Here is a 22,698-nt window from a genome sequence, read left to right on the forward strand (position 1 = left end):
GCGGCCCCGGACCGAAGCCCGGGGCCGCCTCGGGTGGCGTCTGTTTAGTTGAGCTGCGGTTCGAGGCTGTCTACGAACGCTTCGAGGTCGCACCGCTTGATGCGGCGGGAACGGCCGCGCTTGATGTACTTCAGGGCGCCGGCCGCCATCAGCTCGTAGACGGTCGAGCGGCCGAAGCGGAGTACGGCGGCGGCTTCCTTCGGGGTGTAGAGCAGTTGGTCGGAGCGCTGGATCGCGGTGGCCATCAGTGCCTCCGTGCGGGGTCGGTGACGCGGGGGCTCTCTCAGAAGTCCGCTACAGCCGCTACGCCGCTACATCACAGGTCAGCGGGGGCGTTCTTGTAGCGGAGAGATCGCGTGTAGCGGCTACGCGCCCGCCACGGCGTAGCGCGCGTAGCCGCTACACGCTTCGGTGCCGCTACAGATTCAGGGGCTCTGAGCTGGGCTGTAGCGGTGTAGCGGATGTAGCGGAGTCCTGGGGAGGGGGTGGGCAGTAGCGCGCCCATGCGTCCGCCAGGTCCTCGGCATGGAAGCCCTTGAGCACCCCGCCCGCCGTGCGGATGTTGCGGGACTTGATCGGCGCGTTGTCGGCCGTCATGTACTCCCCGAGCATCCGGGCAAGGCGCCGGTTGTCGAGGGGCTTGCCGTCGAGGTCGGCCCACGGAGCGTCGTCGAGGGCGTTGAGCCGGTCGAGGATCGCGATGGTGGGCAGCTTGTCCACGCCGATCAGAACGTGGTCGCGCAGGTCGCTCAACAGCCGAATGCCGAGGCTGTGCTTGTCGGTGTGCTGCGCGGCCTTGACCAGCGTCACGCATGCTTCGCGGGCCCGCTCCGGCCAGTCACCGCCGATGGCGTCCGCGATGGCGAGCAGGGGTTCCCACACATCGGCGGGGCGGTCGGTGACACCGTCGGGCATCTCCGGCCACGCCCCCAGTACGAACCCCCGCGCCTGCTCCGCCCATTGAGCGAGCCGGTCACGGAGCTTGTTCCCCTCCGCCTCGTGGAGGCGGGCGCGGAAGGGCTCCACGCGTTCGTTGCGGGCTCGTCGGCGCATGCGGATGACGATGGAGCGGGTCAGGATCGTGTCCGGCAGGGACCCGAGTCCGGCGACCGCGACGGCGCAGTATGAGGGGAAGGCCTGCACGGTCTGGTTGCCGCCGTCCCCGATGCACCGGTAGGTGACGCCAGTTCGGCGATGTCCGGCGTTGAGGAAGCCGCGCAGGTCCTCGTTGTCTCCGGCCTTGGGGCCAAAGATCGTGTCGATCTCGTCGAAGAGGATCGTGGGCCGCCCGTCCGCCCCGGACACGGCGCGGAAGAGGGCGGCGGCGGATGCGTTGACGGCCACCATCGGGTGCGGCACGAGCGTTTCCACGATCTCCAGGGCCCGTGACTTGCCCGACCCCGGCTCGGGGGACAGGAAGGCCAGGCGCGGGGTGGAGTCGAAGCAGTCGAGCAGGTGCGCGTGCGCGTCCCACAGGGCGACGGCCACGTAGGCGGCGTCGGTGGGGAAGACGTTGAAGCGGCGGTGGAAGGCTTCCACTTCGTTGAGGAGTGCGGCGCCGTCGATGGAGTTGGTCATGCGGCGGCCCTTCCTTCCTGGGGGTTGCGCAGGGGGCACACGGTGCGGTGGGTGGTGTGGTCGTTGATGAGCGCGAGCACCCGGCCGTGGCCGATGGCGCTGCGGTCGCGTCCGCACGCGCACTTCGAGGTGGCGGTGGGGGTGGCGCCGCGCGGGGCGTCGATGTGCAGCCACGCGACGGCGTACCGCCTGTCGCCCACGTGCGGGTCAGGACCACAAGCAGTGCGGACGCCCTGACGGGCGACGCCTTTCGGCTCGCCTACGACCGTCGTGTCCACAGGCTGTGGGGCGGCGTGTGGGTCGTCGTGGCGGGTGAGGCTCTTCAGAGGGGGATGGCGGTGGGTGGTCATGCCGCATCCCGCCTGACCGGGTTGTGGGCAATGGACCAGTTCAGGGCGCTGCGCAGGGTCGAGCGGCACTCGGACGCGGACAGGCCGGCCGTCTCTCCTGCCTCCTGAAGAGCCTCCTCGACCACATGCCGGGGGAGGTCGCCCCATGCGATGAACCGCCCCAGGGCGCGCGCCGCGCGGAACAACGTCCCTTCCCGCTCGCCGACTTGAGCCGCAGCCACGTTCCGTGCCTCGTTGGTGAGCGCTACCTCCGCATAACTCCGTGATTGCCCCGCTACAGCCACACACGGGGCCTGTGGGGCCTTGGGTGCGGGCTGCAGGATGGTTTGGAGCCAGACAGGCAGAGGGGCCGCCACAGGGGCACTCAGCGCTTCGTAGGCTCCAGCGGGGGTGGTGCTGCCCGCCGCGACAACGTAGCCGCCCCATGCACGGGTGTCGATCAACTCCCCGATTTTGCCTGCGGTGTTGGTGAGACGGATGCCGGACGGGACGGTGAAGTACAGGTGCTGTCCGCCACTCGCGGTCCGGGTCCGGTAGGTGTCGGGGGCGGCGTGTCCGGCGCGCTCGCAGAGCGCACGGAAGGTGGTCGCCCCGTCAGGGGCGTCCGAACTGCTCTTGTCCTTGGGCATGTCGAGGTCGATGACCAGCAGGCCGGAGGGGCCGGTGGCGATGCCGATGTTGAACGGGGTCTGTGACCAGGCTGCGCGGATGCGGTCCGGGTCGGTGGTGGCGCGTTGCTCCCACTTCAGGTGACCGTTGGCGCAGGGGCCGGTGCCGGCACATGTCTTCTCGCCGTGCAGGGCAGGCCGCTTGCTGCCGGAGCGCAGGGGGAAGACGTGCCAGCCGCGCTCAGCGGCGCTGAGTGCGGCTTCCAGGTGTGAGGCTCGCGCCGTGTCGGTGGGTTGGGTCATGCTGGAGGTCTCCAGTTCCTGTGATGGGTGCTGGCTGGCAAGGGCGGCCCCGGTTCTTTGGCGAGATGCGGGGGCCGCCCTTGGCGTAGCTAGCTGTGGAAGTGGTTGCGCTTGAAGATGGCCTTGCGGATGTTGACCGTCGTCCCGCTGTCGCCGTGGCCGAAGACCTGCACGGCGATCCAGCCGCCGAAGATGACGGCGGCGAGGATGATGAGTTGCTGCACCAGGGCCGCCAGGGCGGTGATGAACGTGGTGAGCAGGAGTAGTCCGCCGCATACGGCGGCGAAGCCGACACCTCCGAGCGCGATGTTCACGGCGGTGCGGGAGACGGGCGGTTTCGCGGCCACGGGTTCGGTCTTGTGCGGTTCGATGGCGTAGCCGGTGACCACGCGGCCGTCGGGCAGTACGACGGACTGCACCGCCGCCACGGTGCGGGGCTGTGCGGGCGCCGGCGGAGCGGCCGGAACGACGTTGACGGGCATCGGCTGGTGCACGTTCGGGGCGCGCGTCATGGGTGGCCAGTCGGGGTGTTCGGGCAGCATGCGGAATCCCTTCTCGGGAGAGTTCAGGGAGGCAGAGATACCCCCTGTCGGGGTGCGTGTGGAGGGGGTTTCAGGGGTGCTGACCTGCGGGCCTCCCTGCCTCCCTGATGGATCATTCGTGCTGGTCAGGGCGAGGGAGGCGGGTCAGGGAGGGGGTGAGGGAGTTCTCCCTGCCTCCCTGACCCGTGCGGGGCGCGGCTCCCTCTACTCAGCGGCCGAAGCGGAATCCGTATCGGGCCGGTTGGCGAGAGCGCGGGCGATGCGGTCACGGCCGATGACCATGCGGCCGTCGGACTTGTACGGCTCCGCTCCGGTGCCCTCCAGCACGCGCTTGAGGTCGAGGAACGACCACTTGCCGTAGGCGTCCTCGTTCAGCGCGGTCAGCCGCTGCAGCACGTCCTTGGTGAGCACTCGGGACGCGTCGCCGACGACCGAGGCGATGTCGGCGAGCGGGTCACGCGCCTCATCGCTGGTGACCGTGTGCAGGGTGGTCACGCCGTCGCGCAGCGCCTTGGCACGCTCGGCGATGACGGTGGCCTGCTCGGTGTCGACGTAGTGCGTGCGCACCGTGATGGAGGACTGCCCGGCGGGGATGTCGATGCCGTCGGAGGCGACCACGACCGTGCCCTTGTCCAGGCCGGGACGCAGCAGGTTCGGCGCGGCACCGCCGTCAACGGCCTTGTCCCCCAGCGCCATACGGGCCTGCGACTCGGTGCCCAGGGCCAGCGAGGCGCGCGTGTGGGCGCCCTCGCGGACCAGCTTGGGAAGGTTCTGGTCAGTCGGGTCCTGGGTGCCCTCCATGAGCAGTACGTTGACCGCCCGCCCCTGGTTGTGGATCTTCCGGGCGGCCATGAAGTACCGGGAGGTGGCCTTCGAGCCGCCGTATGGCTTCCTGTCCTCATCGAGCAGCGGGCACATGAACGCCACCTGCGCCTCGTCCACGAGCAGGATCAGCGGCGGGAACTCGGTGCCGGGCGGGGCCTGGAGGCGGCGTTCCATCTCGCGCACGCCGCCTTCGAGCATCTCGGTGGCCTCGATGACGTGTTCGTCGGTGGGGCCCTGGATCAGGACGGTGGCCAGGCCCAGGAACATGGCCCAGTCGCCTGCGCCCTTGAGGTCGGCGATGCGGAATTCCACGGTGCGGTCGAGGGCCAGCCACAGCGCGAGAGCACGCAGGGCGGCGGTCTTGCCCTGGTTGGACAGGCCCGTGATGAGCAGGTGGCGCTGATACAGACTCAGCGCTGCCGCGTCGCCGCGCAGGTCCTGGCCCCAAGGGGCGCGTCCGGTCTTGTAGTTGGCGGTCAGGGTCTCGTCGGTGACCAGCGGGGACGGCCCGATCGGCTCATCCAGCGCACCCGAGTCGGCCACCCACAGCCGCACCGTGCGGGCCGCCTGCGGGATCGTGATGAACACCTCGTGCTCATGCCGGGACAGGTTCTCCGCGAGCTTGCGGCGGCGGTTTTGCACCTGGTCCGTCGATACCCCCGAGGGCAGCGTGACATCGACCTCGACACCGCATCCGGCGATCCGGATCGGCCCCAGCATCGACGCCCCGGCGTCCCCCATCTCCTTGATGGCGTTGCGCAAGGGCGCAATGCCCAGATCCCGCAGTGCCTTGACCACGATGGACGGGGTGATCGGCTCACCCTCGCCGCTGCGGACGTTGGCCGGGAGGGCCCATTGGGGTGCGGCTTGCTGGTGGCGGCCGACGGCCCACAGGCCGATCAGGGCTGCCCACGGGCCGATCGTCACCAGCGGCCCCCACACGACCGTGACGACAAGCACGAGCCACTGGATGAGCTGGACCACGGCCATGGTCGGGGTGGCGATCTCGGTGAAGTCCTCGTTCGCCACGGCCAGGACGATGCCGAGCAGGAGCAGTCCTCCGGCGAACATGCCGGCACCCGCAGCCGCGCCCTTGGCGGCGTCGATGGGGGCGGTGAGCAGGTCCATGCGGCGTCGGTGGCGGGCGTCGCGGAAGCGCTGCCCGCGCTCCTCCCACTCGGTCGCGGCCTCATAGTTCCCGGCCGCTTCGGCCGTGCGCAGCATCCGTTCGTAGCGGGCGGCGGTGCGCCCGTCCCAGGCCCGGCGGGCCACGATCCTCGTGCCGCCCCACGCGTACAGGCCGTGGCGGACAGCGAAGCGGCACGCCGTCGCGGTGCGCTCATCCGTGGCCAGGCGCTTGATGGCCTGCCCGGAGCGCACCCACAGCGGCACGACCGGTGTATCCGGGGCGTCCGGTACGGCCGTCAGGGGTGCGGGAGCGTCCTGCTCGGGGGCAGGTTGGGGGTCTTTGTAGAGGTGAACGACGTTGTCGCTCATGCTGGTTGCTCCTGACTGCCCCCTGCGGGGGCGGGAAGGGAGAGGCGCCGGGACGGCCGGTTTCCTGGCAGGGACAGCCGTCCCGGCGCCGTGCGAGAGGGATCTAGGCGGCGGCGGCGTCGATGAGCTGGTTGGCGAGGTACTCGTGGCCGTAGGCCTCGCGCTCCTCGTCCTCCAGCGCGCGCTCGTGCTCGCGAGCCTGGCGCCGCGACTGCTTCTCGACGCCGAACGCGTCACGGACCTCGCGCACCACGCGCTCGCGCACGCCCTTGCGGGAGAACTGCATGGCATGGACCAGCTCATGCACGAGCGTCACGGCGAACTCAGCCTCGGTGCGGTGCTGTTCCACGTTGATGGCGACCAGGACACCGCCGTCGACGAGGGGGACGGCGCGGCCGGAGTGGTCACGGGCGATGCGGTTGGCGTCGCGCAGTTCGCGGGCCTTGGCGCGCTTGTCGACCTCACCGGCCAGCTCGGCTTCGGCTTCGACGGCCAGTTCGGCCATGCCGCGCGGGGTGGTGAGGGTGATCTGGAGGTTCGGCATCCGGCCGGGCACCGCCCGCTCCACCAGCGGGACCGCCTGCGCGGCCAGGCGCTTGGCGGTGCGCAGGGTGGAGTTGTAGCCGGACAGCTTGAAGGTGCTCACGGTGAACTTCACAGCGTCTCCGGAAGATGAATTGCCGCAGCTCAGGCGGCAGAACGGACGGGAAGAGCGGCGGGCACGAGAAAGCGCAGTGCGGCAACGGCCTGGTGCGGGACCACGCCGTTGCCCAGCGCTTTGAGCTGTGCGGAACGAGACAGGCCGGGGACGTCGGTGACGTGGCCGGCGGGCAGGCCCATGAGCCATTCGACGAAGACGGGGCTCAGGCGTCCCACAGCGTCAGTTGGCCCGGGAGCGGGGCACCCGAGGGCTTCTTCCCAGCGGGCGACGGCCGGGCCGTACTCGCCCCAGTCGATCCCGCCGGGGTCGGAAGGCTGGCCATCTCCGCCGCCAGGCTCTTGCCGCGCGTGCCCGCTTCCTGCGAGGGGCTGCGCTTGGTCTGCCGGTTCTCGTTTGCCGACGCCATCGGGGTGGGCAGCAGGGAGACGACGTGCCGCAGGTTCATCCCGCCCTGTGCGGCGTGCCCGGGGCCGGTGTTCTCCGAAGTCGATGGCGTCGGTAGGAGTGAGCCGACGGCGGTCGGAAGCTGCCCCCGCTGTCCGCCGCCCCGCCAGTCCCTCGCCGCCGGAGTCGGCAGCCCAGGCGAGGACGAACAGTCGGTTGCGCTGGTGAGCCGCTCCCACGTCAGATGCGCGAAGAGTGCACCACCGCGCATCGAACCCGAGGGCGGCAAGGTCAGCGAGGACGGAGTTGAATCCGAGAGAAAGGTGCCCTGCGACGTTTTCAAAGACCGCGTAGCGGGGTCGTAGAACGCCAAGGGCACGGGCGATGTGGGGCCAGATGTGCCGGGCATCGGCGGTTCCCTTCCTCTTGCCGGCGGAACTGAACGGCTGGCACGGATAGCCGCCGCAGACGACATCGACCGCCGCTACGCGCGAGAATTCGACGGCGGTGATGTCGCCCAGGTTCGGCACCCCGGGGTGGCGGTGGGCCAGGATGCGGCTCGCACCGGGGTCGTTGTCCGCGACCCACGCCAGCTCCCCGCCGAAGACGGCCTGGACGGCTATGTCCAGGCCGCCGTAACCGGTACAGAGCGAGCCGATACGCAGCCCGTTCATGCCGCCGCTCCATCACCGGCTGCCCGCTCAGCGCGCAGCGTCTCGCGCAGCATCCGGGCGTTCTTCGGCGAGGTGTGCACCGCCAGCCGGATGCCCTCTGCGGTCAGCTTCTCGACCGGCCACTCGGCGGTCACCGACCTTGCCTCGGCGAGGAGTTGTTCCCGGCTGCGCTTGGGTCGGGGTGATCGGGCAGCGTCCGGGACACGACCTGTCGCGCGGCGCGGTCGAGTCGACTCCGCAGCCACCGCAACCGGCGCGATCGAGTCCCCCGGGCCCGGCTCGATCGCGGGTGCGGGCTTGAGCGGGAGAGCCGACTTCAGGAAGCCGACCGTGACCGGACGCGGCAGCTCCCGAGGGTTCGCGGCGACCGGTGCGGGAGTGGATTCCGCGAGGTCAACGGTAGACCGATTAATGGCTGTCTCAGTCGATTCCTCCGCATTCGCGTTCGGTCGGTCGATCGACGTGACGCGTTGATGCAGGACCTTGGCGACCAGATCCGATCCGAAGTAGATCGACCCGACCGGCAGTGACGTGGCGAGCAGCACGAGCGCCCAGTTGGCCGGGTCCCAATCGGCCAGCCGGGCCCAGTCGACCGATCGGCCGTGCAGCTCCGGCACCAGCCCGTGCACGTAGTTCAGGACCAGGGAGGCGGCGGTGTAGGTGCCCAGCACCCGCAACGCGAAGGTCCGATCCCGCCCGGCGAGTACGAGGGTGGCGACCAGGGCCAGGGCCATCAGGCCGTCGACCACGAACGGGTACAGCCGTGCGGCCGTCTCGTCCGCGCCGACCGCGTTGGCGATGTCGCGCAGCGCGTTCCACGAGACGCGAAAGGCCATGCCGACCACGACGACCAGAGCCAGCACCAGGGCACCGCGTCCCTTGCGGTTCAGGTTCATGCCGCACCCCCTGCGGTGAGCAGCGCGGCGAGGATGAGCAGCGCCCCACCCACGCAGGTCAGATCGACCGCACGGCGCAGGCCGGTGAACTTCACGACCGCGATCCGCGACAGCCCCGCCACATCCGCGCTCACGTCCTCGCGCAGTCGGGCACGGATCTCCTCGGCGGTGAGCGTGGCCCACAACGGGAAGCCATGGCGGCCGCCCAGGTTCGGGCGCACCGAGCGCAGCAGCATGCCCGCCGCAGCCACCAACAGCCCCATCCCCAGACCACCCACCACGTAGGCCGGGGCGGTCAGGGGCGTGTCCTTGGCGACCGTCCACGCACCGGCGAGGACGGCGCCGACGAACGCCAGCAGCAGACCGGCCTTGGTGTCGGTCCGCGTGATCTCCGCCTTCACTTCGGCGAGCGCGGCCAGCGGGTTTCGCTCCTGGGTGCTCACGCGCTCACCCCCGCAACCTCGTTGGTGCGGTTGGCCAGGTTGCGCCGTGCGACCAGCACCCTGCGGTGAGCCCGACGCAGCCTGCGCCGGTCCAGCTCGCTCGGGGTGCGGTCGAGGCTGATGATCTGTACGTCCAGCAGCTCGACTTCCGCCCGGATCACGGGCATCTCGTGCTCGATCGCGTCCAGCTCCGCGCCCGTGGGCTCCAGATCCGGAGCGAACGCAGTAACAACGTCCTGAACAGTGACGATGTGGCCCATGGGTCGTGTTCTCCCTAGCAGGTGGAACGGCCCTACAGCGCCCTCGGAGTTGCAGCTCCGGGGGCGCGCGCCGTTGTGAAGGTGAAAGGTCGATTGGTCTGCGGTCAGCGTCGGTTGATGCCGGGGTGGCCGTTGATCATGTGGTCCACGCACTGCGGACAATCCGCGCTCAGACCCCGGTGGATCTGAGGGTTATGAGCGTGGTTCCAGCACTGCGGGCACTCGCCCTTAGGCCGTCGAGTCAGACGCCTTTCTGGACAGCCCCATGACGGACTCCTATCGGGTTCGCTGAACAGGGGAGTTGCACTGCAAGGGGGACCTCGTCCCCACCCTCCGGCCGTTGCTCGCGGTCACCGGGCCACCTCGCCAGTCGGGCCATAAGCCCTGTCCCCTGGCCTTCAGCGGGATTGCAGCGTCCCCGCCTTCTGCTTGGGAGCGGCGCATGGAGGCCGACTCCTTTGCACACCGTGAATCGGAGGCGACTCCTCAACTGGTGCGCACCAGTAGAGTGCATCTGGTGCGCACCAGAGTCAAGGGTCTTCGTCGGTTCGAGCGGAGAATGTCCGCCCTGGTGCACCTCTAGAAGACCCGTTCAGGGAGGGGTTCCGGTAGCCAACAGGCCTTAACTCCGGTGCTGTTAACCCCTGTTGACCTGCGGCGACGTAGGGCATGCTGGGAGGGTCAGCGAGCGGAACTATCGCCGGGCGGTGGCCTGTGAGTTCAGGACTTCAGAGCGCACGTAAGGCACGTGGTTGGTCTCAAGAACGACTGGTGCACGAGATCGAGAAGTACGCCCGGCACCACGTCACGGACGTTGCGGCGACCGCGAGTTTGCGCGTGTACGTGTCCGCCTGGGAAAACGGCAAGCGCACCATCTCGGATCACTACGCCGTGATCCTGCGTCAGCTCCTTGGGGTTACGGACGCGGAACTGAGAGGTGGCCCACCCACCGTGGTGCCGTCCCAGACCGCAGACGGGTACGACGACCTTCTGGCCAGGATCGACATGGCCAGCAGCGTCAGCGAGTCCATGGTGAAGTCGTTCAACGACCAGACCGAATTACTACGCACCCAGGACCGCGAGATGGGCGCGTCCCGTCTCATAGACCAGATGACAGGGCACCTTGCCGCGATGGAGAACGCGTTGAACTTCGCGGTCCTCCCCAGCGCACGTCGCCCCGTGGCGCTCGCGCTCGCAGGAGCGTCAACACTTGCCGCATGGCAAGCGATCGACTCAGGCGCCATCGAGCGGGCTTGGCGGCACTACGAGCTTGCCAAGCGGGCCGCGCACGACGCGGAAGCACCGATGTACCTCGCTCACGCGATGGGCGAGCAGGCGTACGTACTCTGCACGGCTGGCCGACCGGCACTGGGTCTAGAGCTGGTCCGCGATGCTCAACGGACTCTGGGCACAGGTGGATCGCCCCGCCTTCGGGCGTGGCTGTACGCGGCCGAAGCGGAGATGTGCGCCCATGCCGGCCTGCCCGCAGACTGCCGACGGGCGCTCGATGCGGCCATGGCGAGCATTCCGCCGGGACCCGAGGACCGAGACCCGGACATGCTCAGCATCTTTCTGAATGACGGCCACCTGACCCGGTGGCGAGGCAACGTCCTCGGCCTGTTGGGCGATGGCGAAGCGGTGACCAGCCTGTACGCGGCGCTGGACGTAGTGGACCCGACCTTTGTCCGCGCACAGGCCGGACTCCACGCCGACCTGGCTCAAGCTCATCTGGCACGAGCCGAGTACGACGACGCGAATACTCACTTGAGACAAGCGCGGCTCTTGGCGAACCGCACCGGTTCCGTACGCCAGCGCCGCCGGGTTGACCTGCTCAGTTCGCGGCTGTGACCCCGTACTTGCCTCGGTTCGCCAGGATGTGCAGCAGGGCGACCAGGGTTCCCGACCCCAAGAGCTCACCACGTGCCATGAGCCCTGGGATATCGGCCAGCGGCACCCACTCGATGTGCCCCGCCTCTTCGAGGTCGGTGGGTTCACCGACCTCTTCGGCCCCCTGCCCGACGAAGATTTCGTGAGGCGAGTCGACCATGCCGACCATGGGCTGATACGTGATGACGTGCTCCACCGACTTCGGGCGCCAGCCTGTCTCTTCCACGACTTCCCGCAGCGCCGTATCCGCCGGTTCCTCGCCCTCGTCCACGATGCCGCCGGGGAGTTCCCATCCCCACTGCTGCGGCACGAAGCGGTACCGCCACATCATTAGCACTCGGTCCTGGTCGTCCAGGACTGCGGTAATGGCGACGTGCTGAAGCTTGACCACGTGATGCTCGAAGCGCTCGACCCCGGGTGGCTCGACATCCCAGAGCTGAAGCTTGACCCACCGGTTGTCGTAGAGGTCCCGCTCACCGTGGATTTGCCACGGCTCCAACCCTGTAGGCGTCTCGACGCTCACGCCGCCGGGGACCCGGTAGGAACTCCGGCCGTAGACCTCCAAGAGACCCTCGGAGACGAGGCGGGCCAGCACTTGCCGCAGCGCCGTACGACGGATGTCCAGCTCTCTGTCTGCTTCGAGCGTCCGTTCCGAAGGGATCTTCTCGCCTGGGGCGTACTCGCCGGAGGCGATCCGGGCGCGAATCGTCTCGTAAGCGTGCGTCGACTTCGGTCCCATCCGTGGAGCACTCTCCGATCTCAGGTGGTGCGTACCAGCGTATCGGGCAAGGGTCACACTGCCTCCGGCCTGGGTGGAAGGTACGGGGAGGGCAGGGAGCCCCGCCAGGTCGCGTGAGCGCGGCATGGCCACCCGCCGATCGGAAAAACCGCGTTCCTGCTGCATCTGCTAGGCGGACTGCGGTCTCAATCCTGGTCTCAGTCGCATCGAGATCCGGGCTTGTCCGTGGGTGTCCACAGGGGGACGGATAGCCAACTCACCAGCGGGGCAACGCTGTTCGTGGATGCTCATGGACGTCGGCGGAACAAGATCGGACAGCTTGTAATGCGTAGGTCGTCGGTTCGAATCCGACAGGGGGCTCCAGCAGGGCGAACGCCCCGGTCTCCTTGAGGCCGGGGCGTTCGCGTACGGAATTTGTTGGCGGTGTGCCGGGGCGCTCCTGGCTACTGCGCGTTGATCGACTGCAGCATGTTGAGGCGGGCCGCGCGGCGGGCCGGCCAGATCGCGGCCAGGACGCCGATCGCGAGGGCCAGGAGCAGGAAGAGACCGAGGCGGGCCCAGGGGAGGATCGTCTCGTAGGTCGGCAGGCCCGCGCCCGTCAGGCTGCCGCCCGCCCAGGCCAGGAAGATGCCGGTGCCGATGCCGAGGACCGCGCCGAAGAGGGAGATCACCACCGATTCCAGGCGCACCATGCTCTTCACGCCCTTGCGGTCGAGGCCGATGGCGCGCAGCATCCCGATCTCCCGGGTGCGCTCGAAGACCGACATGGCCAGGGTGTTGATCACGCCGAGCACCGCGATGACGACGGCCATGCCGAGCAGTCCGTACATCATGTTGAGCATCAGATTGATCGCGCCGGACTGCTGCTTGGTGAGCTGCTCCTGGTTCTGCACCGCGAGCAGCGGGCTGTTGCCGAGCGCCTCGCGCAGTTCCTTCTCCAGGCCCGCGGCCTTGCCGGGCTCGGCCTTCACCAGGATGCTGTCGAGCTTGTCCCCCATGGCGTACGGGAGCACCTGGTCGAGGCTGCCGAGGGCCTCGCCGACGACGCGGTTCTGCGCGTAGGTGCCGACGACCGTGAGGCGCTGCTTCTTGTCGCCGAAGTCGAGTGCGGTCTCGAAGCTGTCGCCGGTCTTCAGGCCGGCCTTCTTCGCGACCGGGTCGGCGAGCGCGACCTTGCCGGGGCCGATGTCCGCGGCGGAGCCGCTGGTGAAGTCCAGGTCCGCGACCTCGCCGAGCCGCTTCGGGTCGGCGCCGGTGAGGGTGCCGAACTCGCCCCGCAGGTCGAAGCCGGTGGAGGCGAGCGCGGCCGCGGACGCGACGCCCGGGAGAGAGGAGACCTTCCCGGTGAGCTTCGGGTCGAGGCCGCGGTACGAGGAGTTGGTGACCTTGTAGTCGGCGGTCAGGCCCTGCACCGTCTCCTTCTTGACGGCCTCGTCGGCCGACGCACCCGCCACGGTCAGACCGGTGATCAGGGTCAGGCCGATCATCAGGGCCGAGGCGGTGGCGGCGGTGCGGCGCGGGTTGCGCAGCGCGTTCTCCTTGGCGAGCTTGCCGCTGACGCCGAAGAGCCGCGTGGTGACCCGGCCCGCCACGGCGACCAGCGGCCTGGAGAGCAGCGGGGCCAGGACGATCATGCCGGTCAGGGTCAGGAACGAGCCGAACATGGCGATCATCAGGTCCGCCTCGTCGCCCTTGTCGAGGGTCGAGACATAGAACATGACCAGGACGCCGGCGCCGGTGAGCAGGGCGCCGATGGTGTTGCGAACGACCATTCCGCGTACGGGAGTCGGGGCCTCGACGCTGTTGAGCGCCTCCACCGGGGCGATCTTCGCGGCCTTGCGGGACGGCAGCCAGGCGGCAAGCACCGTCACCACGACGCCGACGAGCAGGGACCAGACGAGCGCGGCGGGCGCGATCACCAGGGGGCCGTCGGGGAGGCCCGCGCCGCCCGCGTTGAGCAGCGGCCGCAGACCGGCGGCGATACCGAGGCCGAGGGCGAAGCCGACCGCGGAGGCGATGAGTCCGAGTAGCCCGGCCTCGATCAGGACGGAGCGTACGACCTGGCGGCGGGAGGCGCCGACGGCCCGCATCAGGGCGATCTCACGGCTGCGCTGGGCGATCAGCATCGTGAAGGTGTTGGCGATGATGAACACGCCCACGAACAGGGCGATTCCGGCGAACACCAGGAGCAGCTTGGTGAGCGACTTGGTGTTCTCGGCGATCTGCTCCGACTGCGCGGCGGCCAGCTCGGTGCCGCTGCTGGCCGTGGCGCCCTCCTTGGGGAGCAGCTCCCTGACCTTGCCGGTGAGGGCGTTCTCGTCGGTGCCGGCGGCGGCGCCCACGGCGATCTCGTCGAACTGGCCGGGCGAGAGGAACAGGTCCTGCGCGGTCTTCGTGTCGAACAGGGCGAGGGTGCCGCCCGCGGTGACGCGCGGGTCGTCGGTGCCGACGACACCGACCAGCTTCTTGGTCAGGGCGGGTCCGTCGGTGGCGAAGCGGACGGTGTCGCCGAGCCGGTAACCGGCCTTCTCGGCGGTCTTCGCGTCGAGCGCGAGCTCACCCGCGGAGGCGGGGCCGCGGCCCTGCTGCAGGGGGTAGCGGGCGTCCGTGCCGTCGTCGCCCGGCGCGTAGTTCGACGCCAGGTTCTGCCAGCTGTTGTCCGCGTTGACGGGCCGGCCGTCCTTGCCCGCGAGGGTGGCGTTGCCGCCCACGGTCGGCCGTACCGAGGTGACACCGTCCAGGGCGCTGATCTTGTCGGCGAGCCTGGTGTCGAGGACGGTGGTGCGCCGGTGGTCGTCGCCGGGCTTCTGCTCGCCGGCGTCGGAGCCGGGCACGTACTCGGCGGCCACGGAGACGGCGACGTCCTTGAGGCTCTTGGTGGCGGCGCCCCTGAAGGCACTCGTGACGGTGTCGCCGAAGACGAGCGTCCCGGAGACGAAGGCGACGCCGAGCATGACCGCGAGGGCGGTCATGATCAGCCGGGCTTTGTGCGCGAGAACGTTGCGCAGGGCTGTTCGCAGCATGGTGGGTGTCAGTCCTGGGATACGTGGAGGATGCGGGCGGCGACGTAAGGCGATGGGCTCAGCCGGTGGTTCAGCTCGTGCGGCCCTTGGAGTCGAAGAGCCGCATCCGGTCGAGTACGCCCTCCGCGGTGGGTTCGAGGAGTTCGTCGGTGAGCCGGCCGTCGGCGAGGAAGACGACGCGGTCGGCGTAGGCCGCGGCCACCGGGTCGTGGGTGACCATCACGACGGTCTGGCCCAACTCCCGTACGGATTCCCGCAGGAAGCCCAGGATCTCCGCGCCCGAGCGGGAGTCGAGGTTGCCGGTCGGCTCGTCCGCGAAGATGATCTCTGGCCGGGATGCCAGGGCGCGGGCCACGGCGACCCGCTGCTGCTGGCCGCCGGAGAGCTGGCTCGGACGGTGGCTGAGGCGCCCCGAAAGGCCCACCGTCTGCACGATCATGTCGACCCACTTCTGGTCGGGCCTGCGCCCCGCGATGGCCATGGGCAGCGTGATGTTCTCGTACGCCGTGAGCGTGGGCAGCAGATTGAACGCCTGGAAGACGAAGCCCACCTTGTCCCGGCGAAGGCGGGTCAACTGGCGGTCGTTCAGGCTCGACAGCTCGGTGTCGCCGATCCGGGCCGAGCCGGAGGAGAGGGAGTCGAGCCCCGCCATGCAGTGCATCAGGGTCGACTTGCCGGAGCCCGAGGGACCCATGATGGCGGTGAACCGGCCGCGCCCGAAGTCCACGGAGACCGAGTCGAGCGCGACGACCCGGGTCTCGCCGGTGCCGTACACCTTGCTCAGGTCGGTGGCGCGGGCCGCGGCTGCGGTCGCCGGGGAGTGGATCGGGGCGGGGGCGGCGGCCTGGGACATGGCTGCTCTCCTGGGACTTCGGGGCGGGATACCGGGCGGGATACGAAGGCCGGCCGGCGGCTGCCGGTCGGCTCCTCTTCATCCTCGGCCCGCCCACCACCCCGATTCGTAGGTCTCAGGGCGTGAATGCGGGGCCTGCCGAAAGTCGGGCGGAGGGGGGACGCGTAGTCCTTCGGAGGGACGGCTCCTCTGCCTTAGGTCAGACACATCCCGGGCACCGGAAGGGGGGGGAGAGGCGGTCAGGAGGTGAGGCCCGCCTGGTGGGCGAGGACCGCCGCCTGTACGCGGCTGCCGCACCCCGTCTTCTCCAGGATGGCACCGACATGGGTCTTCACCGTGCCCACGCCGATGCCCAGTTGGCGGCCGATCTCCAGATTGGCGAGGCCCTGGCCGAGCATCACGAGGACCTCGCGCTCGCGCTCCGTGAGGTAGGCCAGGCGCTGGTCCACGGCGCCCGGCCGGGGCGAACCGCCGCCCTGGAGCATCCTCTTGATGACCGTGCCGGTCACGCCGGGGGACAGCACGGCGTCGCCGTTCGCGGCGGCGCGCACCGCGCTGATGAGTTCCTGCGGCCCTTCGTCCTTGAGCAGGAAACCGGTGGCGCCGGCGTGCAGGGCGCGGGTGACGTTCTCCTCGTCGCCGAAGGTGGTCAGCATGACGACCTGGGGCGCCGGGTCGAGGGCGGTCAGCTGCTCGATCGCCGCGAGCCCGTCGAGTACCGGCATCCGGATGTCCACCAGGGCGACCTGCGGGCGGAGTTCGGCGGCGAGCCGGACGGCCTCCGCGCCGTCGGCGGCCTCCCCGACGACCTCGATGCCGTCGGCGTGCCGCAGGATCAGCCGTACGCCGTGCCGGATCATCTCCTCGTCGTCGGCGAGGAGTACACGGACAGAGTCGGACGTCATGGCTGCTCCTGGGGGCGGGTGGCGCTGTCGGTGGGCTCGGTGACCATGGGCACCGTGAAGCGGTCGATGGCGGTCAGGGTGTCGTTCGTGAAGCAGTAGCGGACAAGCTCCAACCGGCCTTCGGCGCGCAGCTGTTGGAGTCTGTGGTCCTGTTCCGGGCCGGACGGGGTGTAGGGGTAGAGGCAGTCGGTGGTGCCCGCCGGGCGGGCGGGCTCACGTCCGGCCGCGGCGGCGCGGGCCTGGTCGCTGTCGCCGTAGGCGGCGCGCACCACCTCCTCCCGGCTCATGCCCACGCGGGGCTCCTCGGGGTTCGCGTAGTCGGGCCCGGGTTTCGCCTGGTCCACCAGGACCATCCCGAACATCATCATCACGCCGATGCCGGCGAGCCCGAGCAGCCCGGTCGCGGCGTCGGCGAGGCGGCGCTGCACACCGGACAGGGGCTGCGCGGGCGGCACTTCGGGGTGCTCTGCGAGGGCCGCGGGGGCCGGTTCCGTGCCCGCGGCCGCGTCCGGCGACGCCGGGATGACCGCCGACACCGTGAAGCCGCCGCCGGGGGTGGCGCCCGCCTCCAGGGTGCCGCCGAGCAGCGCGACGCGTTCGCGCAGACCGGTCAGGCCGCGCCCGGTGCCGATCTGCGCCGTCGTGTCCGTGCCCACGGGCGGGGCGCCGTTGCGCACGCTGATCTCCACCTGCTCGTCGCCGTGCGCGAGGTGGACGGTGACCCGGGCCCCGGCGGCGTACCGGTGGACGTTCGTCAGGGACTCCCGTACGACCCGGTGCACGGCACGACGTACGCGGGCCTCACGGCTGTCGAGGTCGGGCCCGTCCCAGGAGAACTCCACGAGGACGCCGCCGCCGCGCGACTCCGCGACCAGGGCCTCGATGTCGGCGCGGGTGCCGGTGGCGTCGGTGAGGGCGTCGGTGCCGGTGTCGCGCCCCAACGGGCCGAGGACACCGAGCACTTCGCGCAGCTCGCGCATGGCGTCCTGGGTCGCGCCGCGCACCAGGGAGGCCTCGTCCCGCAGTTCGGGGGCCTGTTTCTGCAGGGCCATCTCCAGGCCGCCGGCGTGCAGGGAGATCAGGCTGAGGCGGTGCCCGACGAGGTCGTGCATCTCGGCGGCGATCCGGGACCGCTCGTGGATACGGGAGGCGCTGTCGGCCTGCCGTCTGGCCTCTTCGGCAGCGGCGGTACGTTCGCGCAGCGCGAGCAGCAGCCGGTCCTGCTGGCCGGCGGCGGTGCCCACGAGCCCGGGCACGAGCACGGTGGTCGCCGCGAGCACCGCGCCAAGCGCGACCCCGAAGGGGCGGCTGCCGACACCGGTGGCGGGGGCGAAGAAACCGCAGCCGACGATGGCCAGGACACTGCCCGCGAGCAGGACGACGGCACGCTGCCGTGCGACGCCGAGCTGCCGGGTCGCGGTGTACGAGGCGATGGCGGTGAGCAGCCCGGTGGCCGGCACCATCCCCATGACGGCGCTGAGCCCGAGCGCGCTCGCGACCGGATGGCGCCGCCGTACGACGAGCAGCCCGAGGGCGATGAGGACCAGGACCACCTTGGCCTCGGGCGCAAGGCGGTCACCGAGTCCCTGCACGCCCTGGTACGTGAGCAGCACGAGGAACCCCGCACAGACCGCCTCGGCGGCGGCCCGCCACAGCCGCCGGCCGGGTTCGCCGGGGGCGGCGAAGGGACTGCGGTCCGCGGACAGCAGGCGCATGGGGGAGGGCATACGGTCGATTATCGGGCGCGGGCCGGGGGTTTTCCGTGCACCTCGGGTCGGATCGTGCGCGAGGCGGCCTCTGCCGAAAGGCAGAGCCGGCCGCCGCGGGCGGCGGTGAGCAGCCGACGGCTCAGCGGCCCGAGACGCGGTCCGCCCAGGTCGCGATGGGGTCCGTCGTTCCGGTGGCGGAGGTCGCTTCGCGGCGGTCGGCGGTGCGGTAGGCGGCGTACATGCCCTGCACGCCGAGCCAGCGCAGCGGCTCCGGCTCCCACTTGCGGACCTTGTGGTTCACCCAGGGCAGTTCGGTCAGCGGGGTCGCGGTGCCCTGGCCCGAGTCCTGCTGTACGAGGTCGCGCAGGGTGCGGGCGGCGAGGTTGGCGGTGGCGACGCCGGAGCCGACGTAGCCGCCCGCCCAGCCGAGGCCCGTGGAGCGGTCGAGGGTGACGGTGGCGCACCAGTCGCGCGGCACCCCGAGGACTCCGGACCAGGCGTGGTCGATGCCGGTGCGGGCGAGCGCGGGGAAGAAGCGGACCAGGATCTCGCGCAGGGCGTCGATCGTGGCGGCCTGGGTGCGGCCGTCGTTGTCGGTGCGCGAGCCGAAGCGGTAGGGGACGCCGCGGCCGCCGAGCGCGATCCGGTCGTCGGCGGTGCGCTGCGCGTACATGTAGGCGTGCGCCATGTCGCCGAGGGTCTCGCGGCCCTCCCAGCCGATGGACTCCCACAGCTCGGGGGCGATCGGCTCGGTCACGATCATCGACGAGTTCATGGGGAGCCACTCGCGGCGCAGGCCCTTGAGCGCGGCGGTGAATCCTTCGGTGCAGCGCAGCACGTACGGGGCGCGCACGGTGCCGTACGGCGTGACCGCGTGCTTCGGCTTGATCTCGGTGACGGGTGTCGACTCGTGGATGGTGACGCCGAGCGCCTCGACGGCGGCGGCGAGACCGGTGACCAGCTTGGCGGGGTGCAGACGGGCGCCGTGCGGGGTCCAGGTGCCGCCGACGGCGCCCGCCACCCGTATCCGGGCGGCGGTGTCGCGGGCGCCGAACAGCAGCCGTTCCTTCTCGCCGTAGGCCACCTCGGCCTCGTGGAAGGCCTTCAGGCGGGCCAGCTGGGCGGGGGTGCAGGCGACTTCGAGGACGCCGCCGTGGTGGATGTCGGCGTCGATGCCTTCGTCGGCGGCGACCCGGACGACCTCGCCGACGGTGTCGTTCATGGCCTGCTGCAGCCGGGCGGCGGCCTCATGTCCGTGCTTCTTGGCGTAGCGGTCACGCCCGGCGATGCCGTTGTAGAGCCAGCCGCCGTTGCGTCCGGAGGCGCCGTAGCCGCAGAACTTCTGCTCCAGGACGGTGATCCGCAGAAACGGCACGGCCTTCTTCAGGTAGTACGCGGTCCACAGCCCCGTATAGCCGCCGCCCACGATGCACACATCGGCGCTCGCGTCCCCGGCGAGGGGCTCGCGGGGCTCGGGCAGGCCCTCCTGGGCGAACCAGTGGGAGACGGAACCGTTGACGGTGCGGGCGGTGTGCGGCTGGGTCATGGCGCGGAAGGCTACGGGACCTTCGGCTCCCGGAACAGGGGCTTTCGACGGTGAGCCCGCACGCTGCGAGCGCCGTCCTCCCTCGTGGCATCCGTATCCGGAAGGTTCCCGTTCTCATGGCCGTACGTCGTCGACTCACCCGTACTCTTACCGCCCTCGCCGCGGCAGCGCTCCTCGCGACGGGGGCCGCGGCCTGTGGATCCGGCGGGAGCAGCGGCGGAAGCGACGTTTCCGCCGAGCTGACCGTGAAGACCTCCCCCGTCGCCCGGACCCTCGCCGAGCTTCCCGCCGAAGCGGTCGGCGGGAAGATCGTCGTGGGCCAGGAGCAGGCGCCGCACACGGTGCGGGTGTTCATCGACCCGCGCTGCCCGTTCTGCGCCAAGTTCGAGACCGGCGGCGGCGAGGCACTCGCCGAACCCGTGGCGCAGGGCAAGGTCAAGGTCGAGTACGTGCTCGCCAGCTTCCTGGACCAGGGGCTCGGCGGGCGCGGCTCGCAGCGGGCCGTGAACGCGCTGCGCGCCTCCGTCGACGCGGGCAAGTTCGCCGAGTACCACGCGGCCGTGTACGCGAGCCAGCCCGAGGAGTCCGTGGACGGCTACACCACGGAGAATCTGCTGAAGATCGCCGACAAGGTGCCGGGCCTGCGCGGCCCCGCCTTCGACAAGGCCGTCAAGGACGAGACGTACAAGAGCTGGGTCGGCGAGGCCATGCAAGCCTTCCAGGACTCGGGTCAGCAGGGCACCCCGGTGGTCCTGGTCGACGGCAAGCAGCCGGGCAACGCCCGCGCCATGTTCGACAAGGACGCCTTCGCGAAGGTGCTCAAGGACGCGGGCGCGGCCTGATGCTCAAGGACGCGCGGGCGGCCTGACCTGGCCCGCCGCCGTCCGTGCGAGCGGCAGACAGGCGAGCCCGACCAGGACCGAGACGAAGTGGCCCAGGTCGGTGAAGGTGCGCCCGTTGATCAGCGGCGTGCCGTACACGACGAGGACCGCGAAGAGATAGGGCAGGCGCCAGGGCGTCGGGATGCGGTACGTGAGCACCGCCACCACTCCCGCGAGCGCGTAACTCACCCCGACATCAAGGGTGTTGACGGAGGCCGCCGGTGCGTGCCCGTGCCGGATCGCCCACAGCAGCACGCCTTCGCTGGCCAGGGTGGCCAGGACATGCGCGGCGGCGCAGACCCCGAGCCAGCGCAGGGTGCCGAGCCATCGTTCGGCCTGCGCGTGGAACACGGTGTAGAGCGCGGCGTACGGCCACCAGCTGCCGCCGTCGATCCAGAAGGCGCTGGAGATCAGCACCCGTACGGGGTTGTGCGACAGCTCGTGGATGTTGGTGGAGCGCTGGCGCAGGAACTCGCCCTCGAACTCCGGCGACATGTGGTGCATGGCGATCGTCGTCACGAAGAGCGCGGCCAGCCACACATAGGTGCCCGGGGCGCTGCGGACGTACCGCCATACATGGCGGGGAAATTCGCGCATGAGGAGATTGAGTCACGTCCGTAGGATCGGGCCCGTGATCGACATTCCGATTCCGGCGGAGCTCGCCCGCACCCAGATCAAGTACAACGGCGCCGAGGGCCGGGCGTTCATCGACGCCCTGCCGCAGCGCGCCGCCGACTTCCTGAGCCGCTGGGACCTGAAGCTCTCCGGCCCCTCCATGTACGGCATGGCCTCGCTCGTGCTGCCCGTCGAGCGCGCCGACGGCACCCGCGCCGCCCTCAAGATGCAGCTCCTCGACGAGGAGAGCGAGGGGGAGCCGGTGGGCCTGCGGGTCTGGAACGGCAACGGCGTCGTCCGTCTCCTCGAACATGACGAGGACACCAACACCCTGCTGCTCGAACGGCTCGACGAGAACCGGCACTTGTCGACCCTGGAGGACACCCACGAGGCCACCCGGATCCTCGCCGGACTCCTCGCCAGGCTTGTCGCGGTGCCCGCACCGGCCGGAATGCGCAGGCTCGCGGACATCGCGCAAGGCATGCTCGACGATGTCCCCGAAGCGGTCCGCTCACCGCTCGTGGACAGCGCCTCCCGGCAGACGCTGCTCAGCTGCGCCTCGGCGGTACGCGATGTCATCGGTGAGCCCGGCGACCGGCTGCTGCACTGGGATCTGCACTTCGACAACATCCTGGCCGCCGAGCGTGAGCCGTGGCTCGCCATCGACCCCAAGCCGCTCGCCGGGGACCCGGGTTTCGATCTGATGCCCGCGCTGTTCAACGAACTCACGGACGGCTTCGACGCGAAGGAAGTCCTGTACCGCTTCGACCTGTTGACCGAGGTCGTCGGCCTGGACCGGCAGCGCGCGGCCGCCTGGACGATGGGCCGGGCCCTGCAGAACCTGCTGTGGAACATCGAGGACGCGGACGACGAAGACGGGGCGGCCGGGGCGGACGGCGCGGATGGCACGGACGACGAGGAGGACGGCCTTGACGCCGACCAGCTGGCCATCGCCGAGCTGGTACGGGACCACCGCCTGGCCTGAGCGCAGCGGCGCCCCGGCGCCGGGCTAGCCTGCGCGCATGATCCGTAGAGCCCTTTCCGGAGACATCTCCGCCATCCACGCCATGATCTGCGAACTCGCCGAGTACGAGAAGGCGCTGCACGAGGTGAAGGCCACCGAGGAGCAGCTGCGCGCCGCGCTGTTCGGCGAACACCCCGCTGCCTACGCCCTTGTCGCCGAGGACGAGTCGGGACAGGTCGTCGGCTACACCCTGTGGTTCCTGACCTTCTCGACCTGGCGCGGTGTGCACGGCATCTACATGGAGGACCTGTACGTACGGCCCGCCGCGCGCGGCGGCGGGCACGGCAAGGCGCTGATGGCCGAGCTCGCCCGGATCTGTGCGGAGCGCGGCTACCAGCGCCTGGAGTGGGCGGTGCTCGACTGGAACCAGCCGAGCATCGACTTCTACACGTCCCTCGGCGCGAAGCCGCAGACCGAGTGGCCGGTGTACCGCCTCACGGACGAGGCGTTGGCGCGGCTCGGCACGGCCTCGGCGAAGTAGGGCTCGCCCGGAGG

General features: G+C 70.3%; 22 protein-coding genes. 4 read left to right on the plus strand and 18 right to left on the minus strand.

The features are described 5' to 3' along the window. Positions 1-44 precede the first annotated feature (44 nt). From ACFQVC_RS35240 to ACFQVC_RS35290, 11 genes are all read right to left on the minus strand, one after another. On the minus strand, positions 45-245 hold the full coding sequence (locus ACFQVC_RS35240) for a helix-turn-helix domain-containing protein (protein ID WP_381838383.1): 201 nt from the start codon (positions 243-245) through the stop codon (positions 45-47). Between the two features lie 172 nt (positions 246-417). Then, complete coding sequence (locus tag ACFQVC_RS35245) at positions 418-1,578, minus strand: DUF3631 domain-containing protein (RefSeq protein ID WP_381838385.1); 1,161 nt, start codon at positions 1,576-1,578, stop codon at positions 418-420. Next, a complete protein-coding gene (locus ACFQVC_RS35250; RefSeq protein WP_381838387.1) occupies positions 1,575-1,928 on the minus strand; it encodes a hypothetical protein in 354 nt (117 codons plus the stop codon). The genes ACFQVC_RS35245 and ACFQVC_RS35250 overlap by 4 nt, the downstream gene beginning before the upstream one ends. After that, the gene (locus ACFQVC_RS35255; protein ID WP_381838389.1) at positions 1,925-2,839 is read right to left on the minus strand and encodes a bifunctional DNA primase/polymerase; all 915 of its coding nucleotides are present in this window, start codon (positions 2,837-2,839) and stop codon (positions 1,925-1,927) included. Before ACFQVC_RS35255 ends, ACFQVC_RS35250 begins: the two co-directional genes overlap by 4 nt. An 89-nt stretch (positions 2,840-2,928) precedes the next feature. Then, the gene (locus tag ACFQVC_RS35260) at positions 2,929-3,381 is read right to left on the minus strand and encodes a hypothetical protein (protein WP_381838391.1); all 453 of its coding nucleotides are present in this window, start codon (positions 3,379-3,381) and stop codon (positions 2,929-2,931) included. Positions 3,382-3,585: 204 nt separating this feature from the next. Further along, entirely contained in the window at positions 3,586-5,703 is a 2,118-nt protein-coding gene (locus ACFQVC_RS35265; RefSeq protein ID WP_381838393.1) for an ATP-binding protein, read from the minus strand. A 103-nt stretch (positions 5,704-5,806) separates the two neighbouring features. Then, on the minus strand, positions 5,807-6,349 hold the full coding sequence (locus ACFQVC_RS35270) for a hypothetical protein (protein WP_381838395.1): 543 nt from the start codon (positions 6,347-6,349) through the stop codon (positions 5,807-5,809). 41 nt (positions 6,350-6,390) lie between these two features. Beyond that, entirely contained in the window at positions 6,391-7,422 is a 1,032-nt protein-coding gene (locus ACFQVC_RS35275; protein ID WP_381838397.1) for a DNA cytosine methyltransferase, read from the minus strand. After that, the gene (locus ACFQVC_RS35280; protein WP_381838399.1) at positions 7,419-8,318 is read right to left on the minus strand and encodes a DUF2637 domain-containing protein; all 900 of its coding nucleotides are present in this window, start codon (positions 8,316-8,318) and stop codon (positions 7,419-7,421) included. The genes ACFQVC_RS35275 and ACFQVC_RS35280 overlap by 4 nt, the downstream gene beginning before the upstream one ends. Beyond that, positions 8,315-8,761 (minus strand): Pycsar system effector family protein, encoded by a 447-nt coding sequence (locus tag ACFQVC_RS35285; protein ID WP_381838401.1) that lies wholly within the window; start codon positions 8,759-8,761, stop codon positions 8,315-8,317. Before ACFQVC_RS35285 ends, ACFQVC_RS35280 begins: the two co-directional genes overlap by 4 nt. Continuing rightward, a complete protein-coding gene (locus tag ACFQVC_RS35290; protein ID WP_381838403.1) occupies positions 8,758-9,021 on the minus strand; it encodes a DUF6284 family protein in 264 nt (87 codons plus the stop codon). Before ACFQVC_RS35290 ends, ACFQVC_RS35285 begins: the two co-directional genes overlap by 4 nt. An 837-nt stretch (positions 9,022-9,858) precedes the next feature. On the opposite strand from ACFQVC_RS35290, the gene ACFQVC_RS35295 reads away from it, so the two are divergent. Beyond that, positions 9,859-10,869: a tetratricopeptide repeat protein gene (locus ACFQVC_RS35295; RefSeq protein WP_381838448.1), complete on the plus strand. Its 1,011-nt coding sequence runs from the start codon at positions 9,859-9,861 to the stop codon at positions 10,867-10,869. Here ACFQVC_RS35295 and ACFQVC_RS35300 read toward each other — a convergent pair. The 6 genes from ACFQVC_RS35300 to ACFQVC_RS35325 all read right to left on the minus strand — a co-directional run bounded on the left by ACFQVC_RS35300 (position 10,853) and on the right by ACFQVC_RS35325 (position 19,683). Continuing rightward, positions 10,853-11,647, minus strand: coding sequence for an NUDIX domain-containing protein (locus ACFQVC_RS35300; protein WP_381838405.1), 795 nt, complete (start codon positions 11,645-11,647; stop codon positions 10,853-10,855). The two genes, ACFQVC_RS35295 and ACFQVC_RS35300, sit on opposite strands and share 17 nt — an antisense overlap. Before the next feature lie 443 nt (positions 11,648-12,090). Continuing rightward, positions 12,091-14,670 (minus strand): ABC transporter permease, encoded by a 2,580-nt coding sequence (locus ACFQVC_RS35305; RefSeq protein WP_381838407.1) that lies wholly within the window; start codon positions 14,668-14,670, stop codon positions 12,091-12,093. A gap of 70 nt (positions 14,671-14,740) precedes the next feature. Continuing rightward, entirely contained in the window at positions 14,741-15,523 is a 783-nt protein-coding gene (locus tag ACFQVC_RS35310; RefSeq protein ID WP_381838409.1) for an ABC transporter ATP-binding protein, read from the minus strand. A gap of 239 nt (positions 15,524-15,762) precedes the next feature. Then, on the minus strand, positions 15,763-16,428 hold the full coding sequence (locus ACFQVC_RS35315) for a response regulator (protein WP_381838411.1): 666 nt from the start codon (positions 16,426-16,428) through the stop codon (positions 15,763-15,765). After that, positions 16,425-18,155: a sensor histidine kinase gene (locus ACFQVC_RS35320; RefSeq protein ID WP_381838413.1), complete on the minus strand. Its 1,731-nt coding sequence runs from the start codon at positions 18,153-18,155 to the stop codon at positions 16,425-16,427. Before ACFQVC_RS35320 ends, ACFQVC_RS35315 begins: the two co-directional genes overlap by 4 nt. Positions 18,156-18,276: 121 nt before the next feature. Beyond that, complete coding sequence (locus ACFQVC_RS35325; protein WP_381838415.1) at positions 18,277-19,683, minus strand: NAD(P)/FAD-dependent oxidoreductase; 1,407 nt, start codon at positions 19,681-19,683, stop codon at positions 18,277-18,279. Positions 19,684-19,799: 116 nt separating this feature from the next. On the opposite strand from ACFQVC_RS35325, the gene ACFQVC_RS35330 reads away from it, so the two are divergent. Further along, positions 19,800-20,525: a DsbA family protein gene (locus ACFQVC_RS35330; RefSeq protein ID WP_381838417.1), complete on the plus strand. Its 726-nt coding sequence runs from the start codon at positions 19,800-19,802 to the stop codon at positions 20,523-20,525. Between the two features lie 3 nt (positions 20,526-20,528). On the opposite strand, the gene ACFQVC_RS35335 is transcribed toward ACFQVC_RS35330, so the two are convergent. After that, on the minus strand, positions 20,529-21,161 hold the full coding sequence (locus ACFQVC_RS35335) for a rhomboid-like protein (protein WP_381838419.1): 633 nt from the start codon (positions 21,159-21,161) through the stop codon (positions 20,529-20,531). On the opposite strand from ACFQVC_RS35335, the gene ACFQVC_RS35340 reads away from it, so the two are divergent. Both ACFQVC_RS35340 and ACFQVC_RS35345 read left to right on the plus strand, forming a co-directional pair. Further along, a complete protein-coding gene (locus ACFQVC_RS35340; RefSeq protein ID WP_381838421.1) occupies positions 21,160-22,164 on the plus strand; it encodes an aminoglycoside phosphotransferase family protein in 1,005 nt (334 codons plus the stop codon). The genes ACFQVC_RS35335 and ACFQVC_RS35340 overlap by 2 nt on opposite strands. 37 nt (positions 22,165-22,201) lie before the next feature. Next, the gene (locus ACFQVC_RS35345; RefSeq protein WP_381838423.1) at positions 22,202-22,684 is read left to right on the plus strand and encodes a GNAT family N-acetyltransferase; all 483 of its coding nucleotides are present in this window, start codon (positions 22,202-22,204) and stop codon (positions 22,682-22,684) included. Positions 22,685-22,698 lie beyond the last annotated feature (14 nt).

Source organism: Streptomyces monticola, assembly GCF_042665355.1.
Lineage (GTDB): Bacteria > Actinomycetota > Actinomycetes > Streptomycetales > Streptomycetaceae > Streptomyces > Streptomyces monticola.

What these genes read in the sequence shown, in the direction of transcription:
- ACFQVC_RS35240 (WP_381838383.1), bottom strand. Translation starts at nt 245, where the DNA reads ATGGCCACCGCGATCCAGCGCTCCGACCAACTGCTCTACACCCCGAAG.
- ACFQVC_RS35245 (WP_381838385.1), bottom strand. Translation starts at nt 1,578, where the DNA reads ATGACCAACTCCATCGACGGCGCCGCACTCCTCAACGAAGTGGAAGCC.
- ACFQVC_RS35250 (WP_381838387.1), bottom strand. Translation starts at nt 1,928, where the DNA reads ATGACCACCCACCGCCATCCCCCTCTGAAGAGCCTCACCCGCCACGAC.
- ACFQVC_RS35255 (WP_381838389.1), bottom strand. Translation starts at nt 2,839, where the DNA reads ATGACCCAACCCACCGACACGGCGCGAGCCTCACACCTGGAAGCCGCA.
- ACFQVC_RS35260 (WP_381838391.1), bottom strand. Translation starts at nt 3,381, where the DNA reads ATGCTGCCCGAACACCCCGACTGGCCACCCATGACGCGCGCCCCGAAC.
- ACFQVC_RS35265 (WP_381838393.1), bottom strand. Translation starts at nt 5,703, where the DNA reads ATGAGCGACAACGTCGTTCACCTCTACAAAGACCCCCAACCTGCCCCC.
- ACFQVC_RS35275 (WP_381838397.1), bottom strand. Translation starts at nt 7,422, where the DNA reads ATGAACGGGCTGCGTATCGGCTCGCTCTGTACCGGTTACGGCGGCCTG.
- ACFQVC_RS35280 (WP_381838399.1), bottom strand. Translation starts at nt 8,318, where the DNA reads ATGAACCTGAACCGCAAGGGACGCGGTGCCCTGGTGCTGGCTCTGGTC.
- ACFQVC_RS35290 (WP_381838403.1), bottom strand. Translation starts at nt 9,021, where the DNA reads ATGGGCCACATCGTCACTGTTCAGGACGTTGTTACTGCGTTCGCTCCG.
- ACFQVC_RS35300 (WP_381838405.1), bottom strand. Translation starts at nt 11,647, where the DNA reads ATGGGACCGAAGTCGACGCACGCTTACGAGACGATTCGCGCCCGGATC.
- ACFQVC_RS35305 (WP_381838407.1), bottom strand. Translation starts at nt 14,670, where the DNA reads ATGCTGCGAACAGCCCTGCGCAACGTTCTCGCGCACAAAGCCCGGCTG.
- ACFQVC_RS35310 (WP_381838409.1), bottom strand. Translation starts at nt 15,523, where the DNA reads ATGTCCCAGGCCGCCGCCCCCGCCCCGATCCACTCCCCGGCGACCGCA.
- ACFQVC_RS35315 (WP_381838411.1), bottom strand. Translation starts at nt 16,428, where the DNA reads ATGACGTCCGACTCTGTCCGTGTACTCCTCGCCGACGACGAGGAGATG.
- ACFQVC_RS35320 (WP_381838413.1), bottom strand. Translation starts at nt 18,155, where the DNA reads ATGCCCTCCCCCATGCGCCTGCTGTCCGCGGACCGCAGTCCCTTCGCC.
- ACFQVC_RS35325 (WP_381838415.1), bottom strand. Translation starts at nt 19,683, where the DNA reads ATGACCCAGCCGCACACCGCCCGCACCGTCAACGGTTCCGTCTCCCAC.
- ACFQVC_RS35330 (WP_381838417.1), top strand. Translation starts at nt 19,800, where the DNA reads ATGGCCGTACGTCGTCGACTCACCCGTACTCTTACCGCCCTCGCCGCG.
- ACFQVC_RS35340 (WP_381838421.1), top strand. Translation starts at nt 21,160, where the DNA reads ATGAGGAGATTGAGTCACGTCCGTAGGATCGGGCCCGTGATCGACATT.
- ACFQVC_RS35335 (WP_381838419.1), bottom strand. Translation starts at nt 21,161, where the DNA reads ATGCGCGAATTTCCCCGCCATGTATGGCGGTACGTCCGCAGCGCCCCG.
- ACFQVC_RS35345 (WP_381838423.1), top strand. Translation starts at nt 22,202, where the DNA reads ATGATCCGTAGAGCCCTTTCCGGAGACATCTCCGCCATCCACGCCATG.